The organism is Intestinimonas sp. MSJ-38 (genome assembly GCF_018917925.1).
Lineage (GTDB): Bacteria > Bacillota > Clostridia > Oscillospirales > Butyricicoccaceae > Pseudobutyricicoccus.
Genome location: NZ_JAHLPO010000014.1, coordinates 46,803 through 69,040, shown reverse-complemented (window position 1 = coordinate 69,040; position 22,238 = coordinate 46,803). Strand labels below are relative to the sequence as shown.

The 22,238-nt window shown below is 52.8% G+C and carries 22 protein-coding genes and 1 other annotated feature; of the genes, 17 read left to right on the top strand and 5 right to left on the bottom strand.

The features are described 5' to 3' along the window. Positions 1-19 precede the first annotated feature (19 nt). The 4 genes from KQI26_RS10020 (at position 20) to KQI26_RS10005 (ending at position 7,425) form a co-directional block, all read left to right on the top strand. A complete protein-coding gene (locus KQI26_RS10020; RefSeq protein ID WP_216504297.1) occupies positions 20-1,168 on the top strand; it encodes a DUF3800 domain-containing protein in 1,149 nt (382 codons plus the stop codon). A 2-nt stretch (positions 1,169-1,170) separates the two neighbouring features. Then, positions 1,171-4,323, top strand: coding sequence for a type I restriction endonuclease subunit R (locus tag KQI26_RS10015; RefSeq protein WP_216504296.1), 3,153 nt, complete (start codon positions 1,171-1,173; stop codon positions 4,321-4,323). 859 nt (positions 4,324-5,182) lie between these two features. Beyond that, on the top strand, positions 5,183-5,710 hold the full coding sequence (locus tag KQI26_RS10010) for a hypothetical protein (protein ID WP_118285857.1): 528 nt from the start codon (positions 5,183-5,185) through the stop codon (positions 5,708-5,710). A 77-nt stretch (positions 5,711-5,787) separates the two neighbouring features. After that, entirely contained in the window at positions 5,788-7,425 is a 1,638-nt protein-coding gene (locus KQI26_RS10005) for a recombinase family protein (protein ID WP_216504295.1), read from the top strand. A 110-nt stretch (positions 7,426-7,535) separates the two neighbouring features. Here the strand turns inward: KQI26_RS10005 and KQI26_RS10000 are convergent, their stop codons facing one another. The 4 genes from KQI26_RS10000 to KQI26_RS09985 all read right to left on the bottom strand — a co-directional run bounded on the left by KQI26_RS10000 (position 7,536) and on the right by KQI26_RS09985 (position 10,836). Beyond that, complete coding sequence (locus tag KQI26_RS10000) at positions 7,536-8,138, bottom strand: MBL fold metallo-hydrolase (RefSeq protein WP_216504294.1); 603 nt, start codon at positions 8,136-8,138, stop codon at positions 7,536-7,538. 134 nt (positions 8,139-8,272) lie between these two features. Next, positions 8,273-8,455, bottom strand: coding sequence for a hypothetical protein (locus tag KQI26_RS09995; protein ID WP_118427388.1), 183 nt, complete (start codon positions 8,453-8,455; stop codon positions 8,273-8,275). A gap of 57 nt (positions 8,456-8,512) precedes the next feature. Next, complete coding sequence (locus KQI26_RS09990; RefSeq protein WP_118427386.1) at positions 8,513-8,821, bottom strand: MGMT family protein; 309 nt, start codon at positions 8,819-8,821, stop codon at positions 8,513-8,515. Between the two features lie 56 nt (positions 8,822-8,877). After that, entirely contained in the window at positions 8,878-10,836 is a 1,959-nt protein-coding gene (locus KQI26_RS09985) for an RNase J family beta-CASP ribonuclease (RefSeq protein WP_118747090.1), read from the bottom strand. A 306-nt stretch (positions 10,837-11,142) separates the two neighbouring features. Between KQI26_RS09985 and KQI26_RS09980 the strand changes: the two genes are divergently transcribed. Further along, positions 11,143-11,502, top strand: coding sequence for a TSUP family transporter (locus KQI26_RS09980; protein WP_118747089.1), 360 nt, complete (start codon positions 11,143-11,145; stop codon positions 11,500-11,502). Between the two features lie 12 nt (positions 11,503-11,514). Beyond that, the gene (locus KQI26_RS09975) at positions 11,515-11,874 is read left to right on the top strand and encodes a sulfite exporter TauE/SafE family protein (RefSeq protein ID WP_118747088.1); all 360 of its coding nucleotides are present in this window, start codon (positions 11,515-11,517) and stop codon (positions 11,872-11,874) included. Here KQI26_RS09975 and ruvX read toward each other — a convergent pair. Further along, positions 11,871-12,290, bottom strand: coding sequence for a Holliday junction resolvase RuvX (gene ruvX / locus KQI26_RS09970; protein WP_216504293.1), 420 nt, complete (start codon positions 12,288-12,290; stop codon positions 11,871-11,873). The genes KQI26_RS09975 and ruvX overlap by 4 nt on opposite strands. A 459-nt stretch (positions 12,291-12,749) precedes the next feature. Here ruvX and rpmG point away from each other — a divergent pair, with 459 nt between their 5' ends. From rpmG to hpt, 11 genes are all read left to right on the top strand, one after another. Then, entirely contained in the window at positions 12,750-12,899 is a 150-nt protein-coding gene (gene rpmG, locus KQI26_RS09965; RefSeq protein ID WP_118427377.1) for a 50S ribosomal protein L33, read from the top strand. A 27-nt stretch (positions 12,900-12,926) separates the two neighbouring features. Continuing rightward, the gene (gene secE, locus KQI26_RS09960; RefSeq protein ID WP_118427375.1) at positions 12,927-13,199 is read left to right on the top strand and encodes a preprotein translocase subunit SecE; all 273 of its coding nucleotides are present in this window, start codon (positions 12,927-12,929) and stop codon (positions 13,197-13,199) included. A gap of 31 nt (positions 13,200-13,230) precedes the next feature. Continuing rightward, entirely contained in the window at positions 13,231-13,755 is a 525-nt protein-coding gene (gene nusG / locus KQI26_RS09955; protein WP_118427373.1) for a transcription termination/antitermination protein NusG, read from the top strand. Between the two features lie 113 nt (positions 13,756-13,868). Beyond that, positions 13,869-14,294, top strand: coding sequence for a 50S ribosomal protein L11 (gene rplK, locus KQI26_RS09950; RefSeq protein WP_118427371.1), 426 nt, complete (start codon positions 13,869-13,871; stop codon positions 14,292-14,294). 72 nt (positions 14,295-14,366) lie between these two features. After that, a complete protein-coding gene (gene rplA / locus KQI26_RS09945; protein ID WP_216504292.1) occupies positions 14,367-15,062 on the top strand; it encodes a 50S ribosomal protein L1 in 696 nt (231 codons plus the stop codon). Positions 15,063-15,107: 45 nt separating this feature from the next. Further along, positions 15,108-15,256: a sequence feature (ribosomal protein L10 leader region), on the top strand. A gap of 11 nt (positions 15,257-15,267) precedes the next feature. Next, entirely contained in the window at positions 15,268-15,810 is a 543-nt protein-coding gene (rplJ, locus tag KQI26_RS09940) for a 50S ribosomal protein L10 (protein ID WP_216504291.1), read from the top strand. A 36-nt stretch (positions 15,811-15,846) separates the two neighbouring features. Continuing rightward, a complete protein-coding gene (gene rplL, locus KQI26_RS09935; RefSeq protein WP_118747083.1) occupies positions 15,847-16,227 on the top strand; it encodes a 50S ribosomal protein L7/L12 in 381 nt (126 codons plus the stop codon). Between the two features lie 195 nt (positions 16,228-16,422). Beyond that, entirely contained in the window at positions 16,423-18,456 is a 2,034-nt protein-coding gene (locus KQI26_RS09930; protein WP_216504290.1) for a DHH family phosphoesterase, read from the top strand. Positions 18,457-18,535: 79 nt separating this feature from the next. Further along, the gene (rplI, locus tag KQI26_RS09925; protein WP_118747142.1) at positions 18,536-18,985 is read left to right on the top strand and encodes a 50S ribosomal protein L9; all 450 of its coding nucleotides are present in this window, start codon (positions 18,536-18,538) and stop codon (positions 18,983-18,985) included. Positions 18,986-19,005: 20 nt separating this feature from the next. After that, positions 19,006-20,337 carry a replicative DNA helicase gene (dnaB, locus tag KQI26_RS09920; RefSeq protein WP_216504289.1) on the top strand — a complete coding sequence of 444 codons (1,332 nt, stop codon included), beginning with the start codon at positions 19,006-19,008 and terminating at the stop codon, positions 20,335-20,337. Beyond that, positions 20,327-22,222 carry a hypoxanthine phosphoribosyltransferase gene (gene hpt / locus KQI26_RS15775; protein WP_216504288.1) on the top strand — a complete coding sequence of 632 codons (1,896 nt, stop codon included), beginning with the start codon at positions 20,327-20,329 and terminating at the stop codon, positions 22,220-22,222. Before dnaB ends, hpt begins: the two co-directional genes overlap by 11 nt. The last annotated feature ends 16 nt before the right edge of the window (positions 22,223-22,238 follow it).

Sequence of the window (22,238 nt, the reverse complement as noted above, 5' to 3'; positions counted from 1 at the left end):
TCAGAATGGAGGTGCAATATTGACTACAATAGATGTAAACTTACAAAAAGATATGGTTCAAGCTCTCTCTGGTATCCCTATTGGTAATGATTGTTATACATTTTTCTACGATGAAACGGGAAATTGCCGTAAATTCTATTTAAAAGATGCAGATGTTAATTCCATTGAAGGATTAACCCATAATTTCCTGCTTGGTGGAGTAGCATATCAGGGAACAGAACATAATGTTGACTTTGAATCACTATATCGCTTAATGCATTTTATGGAGGGGCAGAAGGAACTTAAGTTCAAGCATTTGTATAATAAAAGCACAGATTTTTCGTCCTTTATGAATTCTCAGCGAGCATCTGATTTTTTGTCTTGGTTGGAAAATAGCGGTTTGTATGTGCATTATAGCACCCTCAATAATTTGTACTATTCGTTAGTTGATATTGTGGACTCTCTATTTGAATTGTACCCATATTTATTTAGTGATATGGAATTCATAATGGAGTTAAAAAGCGCATTATATGATTTGACAGTTCAACATCGGGAGGAAATTTTAGATCTGCTGTATAGGCATACATATCCCAATGTTACAAACTGCTCCTTGTTCTGTAAAGAACTCTGCGAGCTGATTTCCCAGTATAATAACGAGGAAGAATTGTATCCTGGTTTTTTCTTGGAAACATTACAGCAAATGCTTAAGCAAGCCGGAAAAATAGATAAACTCGTTTTTGTTCAAGATAACACTTCTTTTCAGCTGATTGAAGAATATTATTTATTTTATTTGGAAAGATGTGAAATTTTCAGCCATTCAATCCACTTCTTTGATGAAGAACTCACAGTTCAAAAACGATTGGAGAATATTCAATTAATCGAGAACGGAGAAGAAATTACCAACTATCATTTTATTAAATCCCATGAAAATAGATATATTCAAGTTTCGGATATGCTTGTCGGACTTCTTGGAAAGCTATTTTTGTTTTTAGACGAGAATTCATTGCAAGAAATTGTACGGTACAGAACAACAATCTCTGAAATACAAGCAGAGAATTTCAAGAAAGTATACAACCTAATTGAAAGATCAGATAGACACAACAAATTGCTTCTAAAAAATTCAAATTCAGCAAGAAATATAAATGAAAGAATTATAAAATTGAAGCTTTTAGCAGGAGTGGAGGTGTAATTGTGAACTACGACTACTCAGAAAACATCTTAGTGCAGGAGGCCGCAGGGCATCTGCTGGAAACTGAACTGGGCTGGGAAGTCAAGTTCGCCTATAACACCGAGGTTCTGGGTGAAAACGGTACTTTCGGCCGCAAAAGCTATAAGGAAATCCTCCTAATCCGCTATTTCCGGCAGGCACTGAAAACACTGAATCCCTGGATCACGCCTATGCAGATAGACGAGGCCCAGAAGAAAATGGAAAGCCGCCTGTCTACCGCTTCCCTTATGCAAATCAACGAGGAGAAGTATGCCTACATCCGGGACGGTATCCCTGTTACAGTCAAAAAGCCTGGAGGCCGCTCCGAAATCAAGCGGGCTATGGTGGTAGATTTCCAGCACCCAGACGACCAGTCCAGAAACTACTTTCTTGCCATCAAGGAATTAAAAATCCACGGCGACTACTACCGCCGCAGAACGGATATTGTGGGCTTCCTCAACGGCATTCCGCTTCTGTTTGTGGAGCTGAAAAAGAATACCGTAGATGTGCAGAACGCCTACGACGACAACTACACCGACTATCTGGACACCATCCCACACCTGTTCTACTACAACGCTTTCCTGATGCTCAGTAACGGCGTGGAGGCCAAGGTTGGTACACTGGGCAGCAAATACGAGTTCTTCCATGAGTGGAAACGCCTGTCTGAGCACGACGAGGGCAATGTGGCCTTGGAAACCATGCTTCGGGGCATCTGCAAAAAGGAAAACTTTCTGGATCTGCTGGAGAATTTCATCCTGTTCGATCACTCAGATGGGCATACCGTGAAAATTCTTGCCCGAAACCACCAGTACCTGGGTGTAAACGAGGCCGTGGAAGCCTATGAAACCAGAGAACTGCGAGACGGCAAGTTGGGCGTGTTCTGGCATACACAGGGCAGCGGAAAAAGCTATTCCATGGTGTTCCTGTCCCAGAAGATCCGCCGAAAGTTCGCCGGTTCTCCTACCATCGTGATTCTGACGGATCGAGACGAGCTGAACAAGCAAATCAGTGACACCTTCGAAAACTGCGGACTGTTGGGTGCATCCAAAGCATCCCAGTTCATCGCCTCCAGCGGCTCTGATCTGGCGGCAAAACTCCGAGGAAATCCCAGCTTCATCTTTACCCTGATTCAGAAATTCAATCAACCGGATGAGCCGCCTATTTATCCCGACCACGATATTATCATCATGTCGGACGAGGCTCACCGCAGCCAGTACGGTACCTTTGCTGACAACATGTGTACCCTGCTGCCCACGGCCTCCCGACTGGGCTTTACCGGCACGCCGCTGCTGTCCAGCGACAACATCACGGAACGCACCTTCGGCGGCTATATTTCCATCTACGACTTCAAGCGAGCCGTAGATGACGGCGCAACGGTTCCCCTGTACTACGAAAACCGTGGTGAAAAAATTCTGAACATTGAAAACCCAGAAATCAACAGCCGTATTCTGGACGCCATTGAAAATGCAGATCTGGATGTGTCTCAACAGGAAAAGCTGGAACGGGAATTCGCCAAGGAAATCCATCTGCTGACGACTGAACCACGCCTTGACTCCATCGCAAAGGATTTTGTGGGGCACTATTCAGACCTCTGGACCAGCGGCAAGGCCATGTTTGTCTGCCTGAATAAGGTCACCTGTGTCCGGATGTACAATCTGGTGCAAAAGTACTGGGCTCAGGAGATCGCCAACCTGGAAGATACCATCCGACATGCTTCTCAGCAGGAAGTCCAGGAGCTGACCCGTAAGCTGAAATGGATGCAGGAAACCGAAATGGCTGTGGTGATCAGCCAGGAACAAAACGAAATCCAAACCTTCAAAAAGTGGGGATTGGACATTCTTCCCCATCGTGCAAAGATGGAAAAACGAGAGTTGGATAAGGAGTTCAAAGACAAGAATAACCCGTTCCGGGTAGTGTTTGTCTGTGCCATGTGGCTGACCGGTTTTGACGTCAAATGCCTTTCCTGCCTCTATCTGGACAAGCCCCTTAAAGCGCATACCCTGATGCAGACCATTGCACGGGCCAATCGTGTGGCAGAAGGAAAAAGCAACGGACTGATCGTAGACTACATTGGAATTGTCAAGGCGCTACGAAAAGCACTGGCCGACTATACAGCCAATGTGGGTGGACAAGGCAGCACAGACCCCACGATTGATAAGGTAGAGCTGATCGCACGGATTCACGAAATTATCGAGCTTACAACATCGTTCCTTGATTCTTACGGGTTTGATCTTGCAGCGCTGGTCCATGCGCAACGGGGAACCTTTGAGCAGTTATCGCTGATTGAAGATGCAACCAATGCCATGTGTGCATCTATGGAAATCAAAAAAGAATATCAGACCTACGCCAGCGAGCTGGCCCGCCTGATGAAATATGCGGATCGAAATGATATCCCCACCGAAACAAGAGCATACGAGGATGCTATCCTTGCAATTTATGCTGCATTGCAAAAAAGGCGAAAACACTCGGACAACACAGACCTGATGGTGGAGATCAACCATATTGTGAACGACTATGTGGAAGTGCAGCCGCAGCAAGAGGGAATGATTGCTTCAAAGCGCTTTGATATCAGCGATATTGATTTTGGGTTGCTTGTAAAAGAATTCTCCAAGCATAAAAAGCAAAATCTGGTTATGCGGGATCTTCAACAGCTCATTCAGGATCGGTTGAATCAGATGCTGATTACGAACCCTCAGCGTATCGATTATCTGCAAAGGTATCAGCAGATCATCGCAGAATACAATGGTGAGCAGGATCGAGCAACCATCGAAAAGACCTTTATGGAGCTCATGGACCTGGCCAACAGTATGGACGAAGAGCAGCAAAGATATGTTCGTGAAGGCTTCTCCAGCGATGAAGAACTGTCTGTGTATGATTTGCTCTTTTCTGATAATCTGTCCCGGAAGGACATCCAGGCAATCAAGAAAGTAGCGGTGGATGTATTGGCAAAAGTCAAATCCAAAATCGCTGAATTGGATCACTGGACGGATAAGCAGGAGACCAGAGCCACTGTCGATAATTTGATTCGAGATACCTTGTGGGAAGAGCTTCCTGAATGTTATGACGAATTGAGCATTTCGGGATATCGGCAAAAGATTTATGAGTATGTGTACACTCGATACAAAGAAGCGGCTTGAGAATCTTTTAAATTGTGCGCAGCCACCATCGAAGATGGTTTCAAAGGGGACTGGGGATGCTTCCTCCAGCAAGCGATTTTTGCGGATACGGCCAACGGGCGGATCTGCAAAAATGAGGGAACCTGTACAGGTTTCCACTGCTTGCCACTTTGTGACAGGTGCTTTTTCGGCGTCTGATCCGTACATAGTTAAGCAACACATCAGCAGATGGCTTCTGGGAAACCGGAGGCCCTCTGATTTTGCTCATGGAAATTTCTCAGCAGCTGGTTTCAACTTCAGACCGAATTGGACCGAAGTCAAAGCATGACCGGATTTTGAACGGGCGGCTCCGGATGAGGCCCTTCACAACTTGGCAAGCAGTGCAAAGTGGTACCACTTTTCTGATTTACAGCTTCGCAAGCAGTGTAAACAGGGCCCTGTTTACCCGCTTGCGAAAATTCTGCTCCGCACAATTTTTGTAAATCGCTTGTTGGGGAAACGCCCCGAACCCTTCGAACGCTGCCTTGCGGCAGCGGCTGTGCCATCGTTCCGATGGTTTCTCTGAAAACAAATCCTTCATTTTCTGTATCTGCCCTATGTGGCAAATTGAAAATTTTCCTTTAACACCAGAGGCAAATACTTGCCAAATCTTGCCGCATCGTGTAGAATGAACTTAAAATTGAATAGTTTATTTTTCTGACATATTGTGGGCAAGCCCCACTTGACTCTGATTTTGAATCAGAGTATTTGCTTTTACCATTTAAGAGTAAGGCTGTTACATAACACATCTGCTGCGTTCGCAGGACAGGTGCGTTTTGTGGCAGCCTTTTTTGCTGCCTTCTTTCAATTCCACACAATGGAACAGACAAGGAGGAAAAATATGTTTGGAAAATACGGAATTGATTTTGGCCCGGAAGCGCACAAAGGCTTCAGCGACCGTGAGTGGAAATTGGCTTGTGAATTTTTCGATTTGATGCTGCACCTTCCATTAACGGAAGATGAAGACGAGTGGGATAGTTTTTTTGATTGGGCATTAAGTGAGGTATTCGATGTCGATGAAAATACCGACCATGAGGTTGCTTTTGCAGAGGCCGAGGATGCTTTGGAATGGCTGAGAGGATTGTTTGAGGAAGATCCAGAACAGAATGAGATCCCCTTTGATCCTTATCTCAAAATCCAGCGTACATCCGAAACCCCAAAGCGCAGTTCCGTGTACCGGGACGAAAACGGAAACCTGCACTGCTGGAATATTTCCGCTTATCAGATTCCGTCTATCTCCTTGACGGAAGAAATCTCCGGGACCGTTTATACCGTCACCGGCCGCTTTGAAGGCTCTCAGAATATGCTGCGGAAGCTGGAGCGGATCACAGCACAAAATTTTTCTACTGAGATGGGGGAGGACGCATGACAAACGAGAAAAGTTATGTTAACATGATGACAACCAACCCTGTACTGACAGTTGCTCCACCAAAGGAGGAAACAGAAATGTTCGGAGCAACCGAAAAGATTACCGCACTCTATTGCAGACTTTCTCAGGAGGATGAAAGGGCCGGCGAGTCTCTCTCCATTGAAAATCAAAAAAGTATCCTGCTTTCGTATTCCCGAGAGCACCACATGACGAATCCGGTGTTCTTTGTGGACGACGGCTATTCCGGCACCAACTTTGACCGGCCCGGTTTTCAGGAAATGCTGGCCCAGATCGAGGCTGGCAAGGTGGCCAACTGCATCGTTAAGGACCTGTCCCGCCTGGGCAGAAACTCCGCTATGACGGGCCTCTACACCACGCTGACTTTCCCCAAGTACGGCACCCGCTTCATCGCCATCAACGACAACTTCGACAGCGCCGATCCCAACAGCGTGAACAACGATTTCGCCGGGATCAAGAACTGGTTCAACGAGTTTTACGCCCGTGACACCAGCCGCAAGATCCGTGCTGTTCAGAAGTCCAAGGGCGAGAAAGGAATCCCGTTGACGGTCAATGTGCCTTATGGCTATGTGAAGGACCCTAACGACCCTCACCACTGGCTCATCGACCCGGAGGCCGCACTGGTGGTCAAGAGGATCTTTACCATGTGCATGGAGGGCCGTGGCCCGTCCCAAATCGCTAATCAGCTGCGAGCGGATCAGGTGCTGACGCCTACCGCTTACAAGAAGCAGCAGGGCCTTGGAACGCCCCACCCTCTGCCGGAAAATCCCTGTAAATGGTCTGACAGCTCTGTGGTCAACATCCTGGAACGCCGGGAGTACACCGGCTGCACGGTGAACTTCAAGACCTTTACCAATTCCATCTGGGACAAGAAGCAGCGGGAGAATCCGCTGGAAAATCAGGCTGTGTTCCCGGACACCCATGAGCGCATCATTGAGGATGATGTGTTTGAAAAGGTTCAGGAGATCCGACAGCAGCGCCACCGCATGACCCGCAGCGGAAGAACCAGTATGTTTTCCGGCCTGGTGTTCTGCGCCGACTGTGGCTCCAAAATGAACTATGGTTCAACCAACAACTATAAGCCGCAGCAGGCGTTCTTCGATTGTTCCCTCCACTGGAAGGACAAGGAGAAGTGCAACACCCACTACATTCGGGAGTCCGTTCTGGAGCGTCTGGTGCTGCACCACATCCAGAGGGTGACCGAATATATCCTGCACCATAGGGACTATTTCGTGTCCGTCATGGGCCAGCAAATGCGGCTGGAGAGCAGCGAAAAGATTCAGATCCATCGCAAGAAGCTGGAGCGCAATCAGAAGCGGATCGCAGAGCTGAAGCGGTTGTTCATCAAGATCTATGAGGACAACGCCGCAGGACGGCTCAGCGACGAGCGGTTCGACATGATGAGCCAGAGCTACGAGGCGGAGCAGAAGCGGCTGGAAGCGGAAACGCAGACCTTGCAACAGGAAATTGAAGTACAGGAACGACAGCATGAGAACATCGAGCTTTTCATCCAGAAGGCCGACAAGTATGTGGGCATCGAGAAGCTGACGCCCTACGCCCTGCGGGAGTTGATTCAGGGCATCTATGTGGAGGCCCCGGACAAGTCCAGCGGCAAGCGACGCCAGACCATCCACATCAAGTATGACGGCATCGGCTTCATCCCTCTGGATGTGCTCATGAACGGAAAAACGGCGTGACTGAAGTCACGCCGCTTCCCAAGAACACCCAGTTCTCATGACATTTTGAATTTTACTGTTTTACGGCCACCGTGCATTTGAGAAAGGGCGGCTTTTGCGCTGTTGTGCTGTTACAGCGAAATGGTCTCTCCGGGAGAAACCAGGATGCGGCCGTCACACTGGAAGCGGGCGGCGTTTTCCGGATCATAAAGCAGGCCGTTGTCGCTGGGGCAGGTATGTACCGGGATGCTGTGGCGGGCGCCGATGACGGCAGCACAGTGGGAGGCCTCGGATGCATCCATGTTGTAAACACCATCGATGGGTAAGATGGCGTAGTCCAGCTTCATGGGGGCCAGAATCTCTTCCATGGCGGGGATCAAGGAGGTGTCACCGGAGGCATACACAGTGACGCCGTCCAGGGTGATGACAAAGCCCACACAGCAGGAGGGGTCATGGTTTTTGTTTCCGGCAGGCACGGCCTGTACCTGAATGTCCCCCAGAGTGAACTGGCCGTAGTGCCCACCTTCCAGAGCTTCCTTCCAGGTGATGAGGGCGCAGCCCGGAGCCCGGGCCGGCTTGTCGATGCAGTTGTGGTCGTAGTGATCGTGGGTCACCAGAATCAGATCCGCAGGTTTATCGTATCCTTCTCCGGCAAAGGGGTCCACATAGATCACCTTTCCTTGGGCGGTTTCCAGCCGGAAGCTGCCGTGGCCCTGATAAAAAAGTGTTGCCATAGAATGATGCTCCTTTCTGATTGAGGAGAAAATGGATGGTCTTTTTGCTTGTTTGTATTGTACCATGGCCCTTGGGGAAAGGCAAAAAAATTTGAGAAAAGCGCCGCGAAAGCGGCGCTTTTTTATTTTACCGGTCACTCGTGCATCAGAGTGCCGATGCCTTCGGCAATATGGCCCATGGCCTTCATGCCTTTGTGGGTGTATTTCTTCATATCCCGGCGCATCCGGGGCGTCATATAGGTTTCTGCCGTCATGGATATGGCAGCGCCCAGCACGGCGCCGGCCGCAATACCCATGGCAAACGATGAGCCTTTCATTTTTGAATCCACCTTTCTTTTGAAGGATCTTTGTTAGTGTCTCCGGGAGAAAGGTGGTTATTCCGGACCGCCCCAGCCAAAAATCGACAGTTCCACCCGGCCATCCGGACGGAAAACAATTCCCTCTTTTTCCAAAAGTTGCCGTTGACGGCCTGGAGCGCCGAAGGCGTTTCCCGGGGCCATTTCCCCCCGCCGGTTCACCACCCGATGGCAAGGCACATCTTCATAGGGACATTGGGCCATAGCGGCCCCGACGATCCGTCCGCCACGGGGGGAGCCGCACAGAAACGCAATCAGTCCATAGGTGGCCACCCGGCCGGGCGGGATCTGGCGCACTAGATCGTAAATTTGCTGGCGAAATGTCATTGGGATCTCCTTTGAAAAATCCCCGGCGGACAGGCCGCCGGGGATACGGATCAGTCTTATACCTCCATGATGACGGGAAGGATCATGGGGCTGCGCTTGGTCTTTTTGAATACATAATCGGACAGGCAGTCCCGGAGAGTGGTCTTCAGGCCGTTCCAATCCCGGATGCCGTTGCGGGAGCACTCGGTAAGGGCAGCGGAGGCGGCCCGGCGCATTCCTTCGGTCAGCTCCTCGGCGTCCTTTACATAGACAAAGCCGCGGGAGACAATATCCGGTCCGGCCACCACCTGGTTGCTGGCACCGTCGATGGTGACAACGGCCACGATCAGACCGTCTTCCGACAGGTGCTTCCGGTCCCGCAGCACCGTCTGGCCCACATCGCCCACGCCGCTGCCGTCCACCAGCACCCGGCCGTAGGGCACAGTGCCGTTGAAGTGGGCGCTGTCGCGGGTCAGTTCCAGCACTTTGCCCACCTGGGAGATGAAGATGTTCTTGGAGGGAATGCCGGTGGAACGGGCCAGGCCGGCATTGATCTGGAGATGGCGGTATTCGCCGTGGACAGGCATAAAAAAGCGAGGCTTGGTCAGGGCCATGATCATCTTCAGCTCTTCCTGGCAGGCGTGGCCGGAGACATGAAGATGGGCCAGTTTGTCATAGACCACCTCGGCCCCACGGCGGGTCAGCTCATTGATGAGGGAATAGACCGATTTTTCATTGCCGGGGATGGGGCTGGCCGAAAGGAGGATCTTGTCATGGGGGCCCACTTCGATCTGCTTGTGGGAACCATAGGCCATGCGGTACAGGGCGCTCATAGGCTCTCCCTGGCTGCCGGTGGTGATGATGCACAGCTGATCGTCGGTGTATTTTCGGGTCATGCTGATGTCGATCAAAGTGCCTGCAGGGATGTTCATATATCCCAGCTCGGTGGTCACTTTCAGCATATTGTCCATGCTCCGGCCGGAAAGGGCCACTTTGCGCCCAAACTTCACGGCGGCGTTGATGATCTGCTGCACCCGGTGGACATTGGAGGCAAAGGTGGCCACGATGATGCGTTTGTCAGTGCCCTTGAACTGGGCTTCCAGGGCCTTGCCCACGCTGCTTTCGCTCATGGCAAAGCCGGGGCGTTCGGCGTTGGTGGAGTCGGCCATCAGAAGCAGGACGCCCTTTTTCCCCAGTTCGCCGAAGCGGGTCAGGTCGATCATCTCCCCGGAGATGGGGGTGGTGTCGATTTTGAAGTCGCCGGTGTCGATGACAGTGCCCACCGGGGTTTTCAAAGCGATGGAGACGGCATCGGGCACCGAGTGGTTGATGCGGATAAACTCCACTTCAAAGCTGCCGGCTTTGAAAGTAGAACCGGCGGGCTTTTCGTAGATCTTCACTTTTTTCAGGTTCCGATGCTCGGAAAGCTTCAGCCGGATCATGCCGGCGGTGAGGGTGGTGCAGTAAATGGGGGCGTTCACATCCCGCAGCACATAGGGCAGGGCGCCGATGTGGTCCTCGTGGGCATGGGTGATGAGGAAGGCCCGCACCCGGTCGGCGTTCTTTTTCAGGTAGGTGATGTCGGGAATGACCAGGTCCACACCCAGCATTTCATCGTCGGGGAAGGTCATGCCGCAGTCGATGACCACAATGTCGTTGCCATATTCAAAGGCGGTCATGTTTTTGCCGATTTCGTTCAGGCCGCCCAGAGGAATGACCCGCAGCTTGTTCTTGTTGTTACGGCCCCGGGACTCCTGGGGCTTCTTGGTCTTTTCTACCGGCTTTTTCACCGAGTCGATGGCATCCGCCGCTTTTTCGATTACCGCTTTGGAAGAATTCCGATTGGTTTTGCTCTTGGCCGGAGCTTTCTTGGGCGCGGACTTTTTCTGGCCCGTGGGCTCGGCGGATTTGGCGGCAGATTTCTTCTTTTCACCGCTTCTCGAGCGGAAAAAAGATTTTTTCGCGGCAGACTTTTTAGGCCCTTCGCTGCCCGCAGGCTGCGAAAGACCGGTTTCTTTCTTCAGTTGTTCAGACATTTGATCACTACTCCATAATGATAAAGATTTTTTTATGTTCCATGCGGCCATACACATACCGTACGGCACCGCAAAAAAGTCATAAGAAAGAAGGCCGGGGCCGAAGGGCGCCGGTCGATGAAAAAACAGCTTCGCCCCTGATTTTGTTCCGGCAGGACGAAGGAAATGCTCCAACAAGGGAGCGGTACTTATAAGTAGTATACCACGGATTTATCAAATTTACCAGTTTTCTTTTTGGATTTTCGGCAGATTGCATATTTTCTCCCGGGCAATTCCATAATAAACCCATAGAAAGCGGGGAGAACCATGGAAAGAAAAGAAAAAATGCTTTATGCCCTCACCGGGCTTCTGGCCGGGCTGCTCAGTGGATTTTTGGGCACAGGAGGGGGAATGGTGGCGGCGCCCATGTTCATGGGGCCGCTGAAACTGCCTCCGGAGCGGGCTTTGGCCACATCCATTTTCGTTCTGCTGCCCCTTTGTGCCCTGTCGGCTTTATTTTATGGAAAACAGGGGCTGGATATCACGGCGGCGCTGCCCTTTTTGCTGGGAGGGGCCGGAGGAGGGCTGTTATGCGGGCTTTTTTACCATAAAATCTCCCCCAGGCTGCTGCAAAAGGTTTTTGCCTTGCTGATGCTTTATGGGGGAGTGCGCAGTCTGCTGGGATAAGGAGGGAGAAGAATGCTGCTGTTGGATCTGTTGGCGGCCTTGGCCGCCGGGGCGCTGACCGGCGCCGGGGTAGGGGGCGGTTCTTTGCTGCTGCTCTATCTCCTTCAGGTGAGGCAGATAGAGCAGCTGACGGCCCAGGGCATCAATCTGCTCTATTATGTGGCCGCTGCAAGCCCCTCCCTCCTTTTTCATCTGCGCCACGGGCTGGTGGAAAAAAAGGGAGGGGCCATTGCCCTGTGTCTGGGCATACCTGGCTGTGCAGCCGGAGCTTTTTTGGCCAGATGGATCGAGCCCCAGCTGCTGCGCCGCCTGTTCGGTCTTCTGATGATAGCCGTAGGAGTGTGGCAGCTGCTGGGGAAAAAGAAGAACTAAATTTTTGGGGATGGGCCTGCGTCCAGATAGCTTTGCAGAATCAGGGAAGCAGCCACGGCATCCACGCGCTGGCGCTGCTTTTTCCGCTTTTTTCCCGCATCGCTGAGAATGCGGTTGGCCATCACCGAAGTCATCCGCTCATCCCAAAGCTTTACCGGAACCTGACATTTTTCCCCCAGGCGGCGGGCGAATTCCTGGCTGCTCTGGGCCCGCTCTCCCTGGGTGCCGTCCATATTGGTGGGCAGCCCCACCAAAACCAGCCGGGGCTTTTCCTGGGCGATGGTCTGGCACAGGGTTTCCAGCAGCCGGTCCTTGTGATATTCAGTGATGCTGTAAGCTCGCCCGGCCAAAAGCTCGGTGGCGTCGGAAAAGGCCACGCCGGTGCGGGTGTCCCCCAGGTCCAAGGCCATGATCATAGCAGCAATGCCTCCTTGCTCTCCAGCTTCCTGCGGGAAGGGGAGAAAAAATCAAAATCACATTTATCATATCATACACCCACCTGGGTTTCCAGGTGAAATGTGTCATATATAACACAATGAACAAAGTGAGCGAAAAAATTAAAATATTGAAATAAATATAAAATTTTAAAGAACCGGATTGACAAAAGAGGGCCTTAGAGTGTACTCTAGAACAATGAAAGCCCGGGACACAAACCACCGGTCTATCATTACCAACATCTTCCCTTTTCAGGCAAAAGCGCACGGCTTCCCCCCGTGCGCTTTTGCTGTATCTGGAGAAGATGAGAAACAGAGAAAAAAAGCTTGACCTTTTCCGCAGGGCATGGTATTATAGGAACACCTATCGGGGTCTTTTTTTTATGCCTTGCAGGCGTAAACCCCGAAAAGGGAGGCAATTTATTTGAGGAGGTGCCGCAAATGCGCGTTAAGGTAACACTGGCGTGTACGGAATGCAAGCAGAGAAACTACGATTCGAAAAAGAACAAGAAGAACGATCCGGATCGTCTGGAAATGAAGAAGTATTGCCCCTTCTGCAAGAAGCACACCTTACACCGGGAAACCAGATAGGCCGCAAAAGGATGGAGGTGCAGCTTCATGGCTGAAGAAAACAAGAACCTGGACACCCAGAAGAGCGCCGGCAAGAAAAAGCAGAAACAGGGCAACATTTTCTCCCGCGCTGGCAAGCGGATCGCCAAATGGTTCCGCGAGCTGGTGAGCGAAGGGAAAAAAGTGGTCTGGCCCACTGGTAAACAGGTGGTCAACAACACCTGGGTGGTCATCCTCTGCATTCTGCTGGTAGGTGTTTTTGTGTGGGTGCTGGACATCGCTTTTGCCACCATCCGCGATCTGCTGGTAGGCATCCTGTAAAATCCATTGATTCGGCAGGTGGGAGCGTCTTATGTCTGAAAATGCCAAGTGGTATGTGATTCACACATACTCCGGCTACGAAAACAAAGTGGCCGCCACGATTCAAAAAACAGTGGAAAACCGCAAGCTGGGCCATCTGATCTTCGATATCCGCGTGCCTATGGAAACGGTGACCGAGATCCGGGACACAGGCAAAAAAGAAGTGGAGCGAAAGATGTTCCCCGGCTATGTGCTCATCAAAATGCTCATGACCGATGAAAGCTGGTATGTGGTCCGCAATACCCGCGGCGTCACAAGCTTTGTGGGTCCTGGCTCCAAGCCCGTTCCTCTCACTGAGGACGAGGTGGCGGCCCTGGGCGTGGAAAAGCGGGAAGTCCGGCTTTCCTATCAGGTGGGCGACAGCGTCAAGATCATCGACGGGCCGCTGGAAGGGTTCGTTGGCATCGTCAAGGAGATTGCGCTGCAGGATCAGCTGGTAACCGTCATGGTCTCCATGCTGGGAAGGGAGACACCGGTGGAACTGAAGTTCAACCAGGTGGCTTCCATGGAAAAATAGCTCCAAAAACCAGCTGGCTGGTTTTTGATACCGGAAATGATGATTCGTTTCCGGGTGGGAGGGCGCCCAAGCGTCCAATTTTACCACATTTTTGCTAAGGAGGTGCAACGAAAGTGGCACAGAAAGTAGTAGGTTTGATTAAACTGCAGATCCCCGCAGGCAAGGCAACTCCGGCTCCCCCGGTAGGTCCTGCCCTGGGTCAGCACGGCGTCAACATCATGGCGTTTACAAAGGAATTCAACGAGCGTACAAAGAATGACGGCGATCTGGTGATCCCTGTTGTTATCACCGTTTATGCCGACCGTTCTTTCTCGTTTATCACAAAGACTCCCCCTGCAGCCGTTCTGATCAAGAAGGCTTGCAAGCTGGAGAGCGGCAGCGGCGAGCCCAACAAGAACAAGGTGGCCAAGCTGCCGAAGGAAGAACTGCGCAAGATCGCCGAGCTGAAAATGCCCGATCTGAATGCTTCCAGCGTGGAAAGCGCCATGAGCATGATCGCCGGTACAGCGCGTTCTATGGGCGTCACCATCGAAGAGTAAGAGACGCCCCCGCGGAAAATCCGCGGCGTGGGAGGATGATTCCGAAATACCACAAACTAGGAGGATTAAAAAGTGCGCAGAGGTAAGAAATATGTAGAAAGCGCCAAGCTGGTGGATCGCGCCAAGCTGTACGATCCCGCCGAAGCGCTGGATACCGTGATAAAGACGGCCAAGGCCAAGTTTGACGAGACTGTGGAAGTTCATGTGAAGCTGGGCGTTGACTCCCGTCATGCTGATCAGCAGGTGAGAGGCGCCATCGTGCTGCCTCACGGCACCGGCAAGAAAGTCCGTGTGCTGGTGTTCGCCAAGGGCGATAAGGCCAAGGAGGCCGAGGACGCCGGAGCCGATTATGTGGGCGCTGAAGATCTGGTGGCCCGCATCACCGGCGAGAATTTCTTTGATTTTGATGTGGTCATCGCCACTCCCGACATGATGGGCGTGGTTGGCCGTCTGGGTAAAGTGCTGGGCCCCAAAGGCCTGATGCCCAACCCCAAGGCCGGCACCGTCACCATGGATGTGACCAAGGCCATCAACGAGTCCAAGGCCGGCCGTATCGAGTACCGCCTGGACAAGACCAACATCATCCACTGCCCCCTGGGCAAGGTCTCCTTCGGCACTGAAAAGCTGACCGAGAACTTCAACGCCCTGCTGGGTGCCATCGTCAAGGCGAAGCCCGCCGCGGCCAAGGGCCAGTACATCCGCTCCTGCGTGGTGGCTGCCACCATGGGCCCTGGCATCAAGATCAACCAGGCTCGTCTGACCGACTGATCAGGTTTTTCCTGTTCTTTCTTGACAAACCATTGGTTTGTTGATAAAATAATAGCGCTCATTCCAAAGACAGCAGGTGAACTGCGGTTCCCAACGGCTCTGTGCCGCCTGCCGAGGATGCATTGTTCCATTTTATAGTATGGATTTACTGTGCCCTCATGTCCTTTGGATGTGAGGGCACTTATTCTAAACGGAGGTGAAAACAGTGCCGAACGCAAAGGTTCTGAGCGAGAAGCAGGCCATGGTGGCCCAGCTCGCTGAAAAGATGAAGAACGCCACATCCGGTGTGCTGGTGGACTATAAAGGCATCACTGTTGAAGAAGATACCAAGCTGCGCAGTGAGCTGAGAAAAGCCAATGTGGAATATACCGTCGTGAAAAACACTCTGGTGCGCTTTGCTGCCAACCAGATCGGCTTTGAAGAGCTGGACGGCGTGCTCCATGGCACAACCGCCATGGCTGTGAGCGTGGACGATCCCACTGCTCCTGCCCGTCTGCTGGCCGAGTTTGCCAAGAGCCACGACAAGTATTTCAACATCAAGGCCGGCTTCCTGGAGGGCAAAGTGGTGGATGTTGCCACCGTTGAGTCCCTGGCTGCCATCCCGCCGAAGGATATCCTGCTGTCCACTGTGCTGGGCACCATGATGGCTCCTGTGGCCGCCCTGGCCCGGGTTCTGCAGGCCGTGGCCGACAAGAAGAGCGAAGGCGGAGAGGCTGCTCCCGCTGCCGAAGCCGAAACACAGGCTTAATCATTTTCATTAAAAACTAATTGGAGGTACACTATAATGGCAAGCGAAAAGATTGCACAGCTGATTGAAGAAGTGAAAGTTCTCTCCGTTCTGGAGCTGAGCGAACTGGTACATGCTCTGGAAGAAGAGTTTGGCGTTTCCGCCGCCGCTGCTGTTGCCGCTGCTCCTGCTGCTGGCGCTGCTGCTGGTGCTGCCGCTGACGAGAAGAGCGAGTTCGATGTGGTTCTGGCTGAAGTTGGCGCTTCCAAGATGGGCGTCATCAAGATCGTCAAGGAGATCACCGGCCTGGGCCTGAAGGAAGCCAAGGAGCTGGTCGACAACGCTCCCAAGGCCATCAAGGAAGGCGTTGGCAAGGACGAAGCCGAAGAGATGAAGAAGAAGCTGGAAGAAGCCGGCGCCAAGGTCGAGCTGAAGTAAGCTGTTTTTCCATCGTATTAAAAAGAGACGGGATCACTCCCGTCTCTTTTCCTTTCCCCGCTTTTTGAATTTCCAGAAGAAGGCTCCTTCCTGCGGGCAAGATGCCTTGCATGATGAGGGCTTTTTTGGTATACTATTTTTAATTATTTCGTCTTTGGGGCGGCAGGCTCTGAAGAAGGGAAAGGGGGGTGCCCCATGGAAAAATTGATTGCCCGCATGATGGAGTCGGGAACCCGGCTGGCCTTTGCACTGCTTCTGGTGTTCTGCGCCATATCGGCATTCACCAACATCTGGCTGGCCTTGGGTGAGCTGGCCGTTGTGGTGGTGCTTTATATCGTTTACCGGGCCCGGGCCAAACGGCGGCGGGCCGATATTCGCCGGACAGTGGAAACGCTTTTGTTCCAGGTGGATGACGCATCGAAAAACTCCTTGATGAATTTTCCGCTGCCCACCGCCATCCTCCGCATGGATACCGGGGAAGTGGTGTGGAGCAACGACAGCTTTTATGAGATCACCGGCGCCCATGAGCGGATGTTCAATCTGCACATCACCGATGTGATCGAAGGTTTTGATACCCGCTGGATCATGGAGGGGCGGAGCAAGTGTCCCTATGAGGTGGCGGTGAATGGCCGGAAATTCGATGTGTATGGCAACATCGTCCGCTCGGGAAAAGACGCTTCCAGCGCGCTGCTGGTTACTATGTACTGGGTGGATGTGACCGATTACAGCGAACTGCGCACCAAATACGAGCGCACCCGTCCGGTGCTTTCCATTTTGGTGCTGGACAGCTATGAAGAGCTGATCAAAGGGGTTTCGGAAAGCGAAAAATCCAAACTCACCGCCCAGGTGGATGAGGAGATCAGTAACTGGACCGAGCCGGTACATGGCGTGGTGCGGCGGCTGGACCGGGACAAATACCTGTTTTTGTTTGAACAGAAAGATCTGCTGGAGTTTGTGGAGCGGAAGTTTGATCTGCTGGACAAAGTCCGGGAAATCAAAAGCAGCACCGGTATCAGCGCCACCATCTCCATGGGCATCGGCAAGGGCGATACCGATCTGAACGAGCTGTATCAATATGCCCGTCTGGCAGCGGATACCGCTTTGGCCCGTGGCGGCGACCAGGTGGTCATCAAGAGCAAATATGCTTTTGAATTCTATGGTGGTCACGCCAAGGAAGTGGAAAAACGCACCAAGGTCAAGTCCCGTGTGGTGGCCAATTCCCTGCGCCAGTACATCAGGGATTCTTCCTATGTGTTCATCATGGGCCACCAGCTTTCCGATCTGGATGCGGTGGGCGCTGCGGCCGGCATCTGCGCCGCCGTGCGCAAGTGTGGCAAGAAGCCCTATTTTATCGTCAACAGCGAACGCACCTCTGCCAAGGACCTGATCGACAAACTGGCCGGGCTGGAGGAATACCGGGAATCCTTCATCAAGCCGGACGATGCCATTTTCATCGCCGATTCCAATTCTCTTCTCATTGTGGTGGATACCAACCGGCCGGATTTTGTGGATTATCCCGAAGTGCTCCAGACCATTCAGCGGGTGGCGGTCATCGACCATCACCGGCGGGCGGCCAGCTATATCGAAAACTATGTCATCAGCCTCCATGAGCCCTATGCCAGCTCCACCAGTGAGCTGGTTACAGAGCTTTTGCAGTACATCCTCACCAGTTCTCAGGATCTGAAAAAAGAGGAGGCCGAGGCGCTTTTGTCCGGTATTTTCCTGGATACCAAGAGCTTTACCGTCAAAACCGGCGTGCGTACCTTCGAGGCCGCCGCCTATCTGAAACAGTGTGGCGCCGATACGGTGGAAGTCCGCCGCCTGTTCAACAACAATTTCGATTCCTACATCAAGAAATACCAGATCATCAGCAACGCCGAGCAGCCCTATCCGGGGGTTTCCATTTCGGTGATGGACGAAGATACCGAACGGGCCACCGCATCCCAGGCCGCCGACGAGCTGATCAACATCAACGACATCAAAGCATCCTTTGTGGTCTTCCGGGAGCATGAGAACGATGTGGCCATTTCGGCCCGCTCCTATGGGAAAATGAATGTGCAGGTGGTGCTGGAGAAACTGGGAGGGGGCGGCAGCCTGACCATGGCGGGCGCTCAGTTCCAGGACGCCGATGTGGGAGAGGTGGCAGCCCGGCTTCGGGCGGCCATTGAGGAATATCTGGCTGGAGACCAGGAGGATGGGGAAAACAGTTCCAACGCCCCGTCGGCCTGATTTTTGAAGCAGAGCGGGAAGAGCCTGCCGCGCGGGACTCTTCCATCCTGTGTACGCGCGGAGATGGGAGTGAATGACCATGAAATTGATTTTGCTGCAGGATGTAAAGGGACAGGGAAAAAAGGGCGATATCATCGAAGCCAGTGACGGCTACGCCCGCAACTTTTTGATGCCTCGGAAGCTGGCGGCCCCGGCCACAGCCGATGTGCTCAATGCCAAGAAGATCGCTGATGAGGCCGCTGCCCGTCGGATGAAGCTGGAAAAGGAAGCCGCCCAGAAGCTGGCGGAAGAGCTGAAGAATATGCCGGTGCACATCAAGGCCAAATCGGGAGCCGGTGGCAGATTGTTCGGCAGCGTCACCGCCAAGGAGATCGCCGAGGAGATGCAGCGCCAGCATAAGGTGGAAATCCAGAAGAACAAGATCGTGCTGGAAGAGACCATCAAGAATTTCGGCACCTACCAGGTGAAGGTCAAGCTTTACCCGGAAGTGGTGGGCACAGTGAAAGTGGTCGTGGAAGAGCAGAACTGATGCAGTAGGGGGTTTTGACCATGGATGAGCTTCTGGCCCGGCAGACCCCCCACAGTGTGGAGGCCGAGCAGGCGGTCATCGGAGCAATTTTGTTTGATCCCACTTGCGTGCCCAAAGTGGTGGAGCTGCTCCAGCCCGATGATTTTTATATTGAAACCAATCGGATGATCTTCGATACCATCAGCAGCATGTTCACCGGGGGAAAGCGGATCGACCCGGTAACAGTGCTGGAGGAAATGAAGGCCCTGGGCTATAAGGACAAAGCCGACAGGGCCTATTTTCTGCAACTGATCGATGTGACACCCACTTCTGCCAATGTGGAAGATTATGCCAAGATCGTCCGGGAAAAGAAGATGCTTCGGGATCTTCAGCAGATCTGCAATGAGATCTTCGATCTGACCCGCAATGAGCAGGAGACGGCCAGCACCATTGCCGAACTGGCCGAGCAGAAGATCTATGCCATCCGCCAGGGGCGGGAGATCAATGGCCTGCGGCATATCAAATCGGTGATCAAGGATGTGTATGACCAGCTGGATGAGCTGGCGGCCAACCCCGGAAAATTGCCGGGTATTCCTACCGGTTTTGCCGATCTGGACAACGCCCTGGGCGGACTGAATAAATCCGACCTGATTTTGATTGCCGCCCGTCCGGGCATGGGCAAAACCAGCTTCGCTTTGAATCTGGTGTTGTCGGCGGCCCAGAAATCGGGGAAGGATGTGGCCATTTTCCAGCTGGAAATGAGCGATATGCAGCTGACTACCCGGATGATCTCCAGCGAGGCGCTGGTGGACAGCCGGAAATTGCGCATGGGCACCTTGGACGACAATGACTGGGACAAAATCGCCCATGCCTCTGCGCTGCTTTCCAAAACCAACATTTATATTGAGGACAGTTCGGCCATCACGGTGTCGGAGATCAAGGCCAAGTGCCGCCGCATGGGAAACCGGTTGGGACTGGTGGTCATCGACTATCTCCAGTTGATGCAGGGCTCCAAAAGTTCGGAAAACCGGGTGCAGCAGATCTCGGAGATTTCCCGTTCCATGAAGGTGATGGCCCGGGAGCTGAATGTGCCGGTGGTCTGTCTGTCCCAGCTGTCCCGCGGCCCGGAGCAGCGGCCCAATAAACGGCCCATGCTTTCCGACCTGCGGGAATCGGGAGCCATCGAACAGGACGCCGATATCGTTATTTTCCTGTACCGGGACGACTACTATAACCCGGACACCGAAAAGAAAAATGTGGTGGAATGTATCATCGCCAAGAACCGTCACGGTGAGGTATGCACCATCGAATTGCAATGGCTGGGACAGTATACCCGTTTCTCCGGCCAGGACAATACCCATCATGAGTCTTGAGAACCAGGTGCTGGCCTTTATGCAAGAAAAGGCCATGACGGCACCGGGAGACAAGGTGCTCTGCGCCCTTTCCGGCGGCGGGGATTCCATGGCGTTGACCCATTTGCTGCATCGGCTGGCGCCCCGGTTGGGGATTCAGGTGGAAGCGGCTCATTTTATCCACGGCCTGCGTCCGGAGGATGCCCACAGGGAGCGGCAACTGGTGGAAACATTCTGCCGGGAACAGAAAATCCCCCTTTGGATAGAAGAGGGAGACACTCTGGGATATTGCCGCCGGGAAGGCTGCGGCACAGAGGAAGGGGCCAGGGCATTGCGTTATGCCTTTCTCCGCCGGGTTGCCAAAGAAACCGGCTGCCGGAAAATTGCAACCGGTCATCATCAGATGGACAATGTGGAAACCATTTTGTTTCATTTGTGCCGGGGGACGGGTGCCCGGGGCCTGGGAGGAATTCCGGCATCGGAAGGTGATCTGATCCGTCCGCTTTTGACGGCCTCCCGGGAAGAGATCGAAAAATATCTGACGGAAAACCACATACCCTATTGCAGTGACCCATCCAATGAGGAAGAGGCTTATGCCCGCAATCGTTTGCGCCATCGTGTTCTTCCCTTGCTGAAAACCATCAATTCCCAGGCAGAAGAGCACATCAGCCAGGCCGGGGAGCGAGCCCGGAAAGACGAAGAGTTTTTGGAAAGCTGTGCGGCACAGTTTTTGAAGGAACACTCCCTGGCCCCTGGGACGATAGACGCTGGAGCTTTGGCGAAAGCGCCGGATGCTGTGGCTTTTCGGGTGCTTCCCATGCTCTACCGTCAGGCCGGTGGAGAGGGGGTCCTTTCCGAAAGGCATCGCCAGGGAATGTGGGCACTTTGCAAAAAAGGCCCTTCGGCGGCGTGTAGCTTGCCGGGAGGGATAGAGGCCCGGCGGGTCTATGGGCAGCTGGTGTGCCGGAAAAAGGAAGAAAATCCGCTGCATCATACTTTTTCTCCTCGCCTTTTGAAGGAGGGGGAACCGGTAGAAGAAGGGGGCTTTCAGGTCACCCTGCACCGGGGGAAAAAAGAGGCCGGGCCGGAAGAAAAAGCCGATTTCTTTCAGAAACTTTGGGAACCGGTACAGCTGCGTCCCCGTAGGACGGGGGATGCGATCCGGCTGAAAAACGGGCACAAAAGCATTAAAAAATGGATGATCGATGAAAAGATCCCTGTGCATCTGCGGGAAGGGATTCCCCTGGTGTGCGATGAAAAAGGGCCGGTGCTGGTGTGCGGCGGCCCGGTGCGGGTGGAAACAAAAGAGAGAGAAAAAGACCCCGGCTGGACGGTGGTTGTGAGGAGGAAAAAGACCATGGCAAATATGCGGGACGATGTGGCGGAGGTTTTGCTGACCAAAGAGCAAATCGCCGAAAAGGTGCAGGAATTGGGAGAGATCCTCTCCCGGGAATATGAGGGGAAAGACCCCATTCTGGTCAGCGTGCTCAAAGGGGCTTTTGTGTTCATGGGCGACCTGTGCCGTGCCATCACCATTCCCTGTTCGGTGGATTTCATGGCGGTGTCCAGCTATGGAAGGGGCACCCAGACCAGCGGAAAGGTGAAAATTATTAAAGATTTAGACACAATTATCCAGAACAGGCATGTTATAGTAGTTGAGGACATCGTGGACAGCGGCGTGACCCTCAGTCGTTTGCTGGTGATGCTGAAGGAACGGGAACCGGCCTCCTTGCGCCTGGTGACCCTTCTGGACAAACCGGCCCGCCGCCAGGCCCATGTGGACATCGATTATTGCGGCTTCCAGGTGCCGGATGCCTTTTTGGTGGGCTATGGCCTGGATTATGCGGAAAAATACCGCAACCTGCCCGATCTGTGTATCTTGAAACCCGAGGTGTATCAGGCGTAAAGCTCCGCCTCACGAA

Coding starts and splice junctions, on each gene's coding strand:
- KQI26_RS10010 (WP_118285857.1), top strand. CDS start 5,183: ATGTTTGGAAAATACGGAATTGATTTTGGCCCGGAAGCGCACAAAGGC.
- KQI26_RS10005 (WP_216504295.1), top strand. CDS start 5,788: ATGTTCGGAGCAACCGAAAAGATTACCGCACTCTATTGCAGACTTTCT.
- KQI26_RS10000 (WP_216504294.1), bottom strand. CDS start 8,138: ATGGCAACACTTTTTTATCAGGGCCACGGCAGCTTCCGGCTGGAAACC.
- KQI26_RS09995 (WP_118427388.1), bottom strand. CDS start 8,455: ATGAAAGGCTCATCGTTTGCCATGGGTATTGCGGCCGGCGCCGTGCTG.
- KQI26_RS09990 (WP_118427386.1), bottom strand. CDS start 8,821: ATGACATTTCGCCAGCAAATTTACGATCTAGTGCGCCAGATCCCGCCC.
- KQI26_RS09985 (WP_118747090.1), bottom strand. CDS start 10,836: ATGTCTGAACAACTGAAGAAAGAAACCGGTCTTTCGCAGCCTGCGGGC.
- KQI26_RS09980 (WP_118747089.1), top strand. CDS start 11,143: ATGGAAAGAAAAGAAAAAATGCTTTATGCCCTCACCGGGCTTCTGGCC.
- KQI26_RS09975 (WP_118747088.1), top strand. CDS start 11,515: ATGCTGCTGTTGGATCTGTTGGCGGCCTTGGCCGCCGGGGCGCTGACC.
- ruvX (WP_216504293.1), bottom strand. CDS start 12,290: ATGATCATGGCCTTGGACCTGGGGGACACCCGCACCGGCGTGGCCTTT.
- rpmG (WP_118427377.1), top strand. CDS start 12,750: ATGCGCGTTAAGGTAACACTGGCGTGTACGGAATGCAAGCAGAGAAAC.
- secE (WP_118427375.1), top strand. CDS start 12,927: ATGGCTGAAGAAAACAAGAACCTGGACACCCAGAAGAGCGCCGGCAAG.
- nusG (WP_118427373.1), top strand. CDS start 13,231: ATGTCTGAAAATGCCAAGTGGTATGTGATTCACACATACTCCGGCTAC.
- rplL (WP_118747083.1), top strand. CDS start 15,847: ATGGCAAGCGAAAAGATTGCACAGCTGATTGAAGAAGTGAAAGTTCTC.
- KQI26_RS09930 (WP_216504290.1), top strand. CDS start 16,423: ATGGAAAAATTGATTGCCCGCATGATGGAGTCGGGAACCCGGCTGGCC.
- rplI (WP_118747142.1), top strand. CDS start 18,536: ATGAAATTGATTTTGCTGCAGGATGTAAAGGGACAGGGAAAAAAGGGC.
- dnaB (WP_216504289.1), top strand. CDS start 19,006: ATGGATGAGCTTCTGGCCCGGCAGACCCCCCACAGTGTGGAGGCCGAG.
- hpt (WP_216504288.1), top strand. CDS start 20,327: ATGAGTCTTGAGAACCAGGTGCTGGCCTTTATGCAAGAAAAGGCCATG.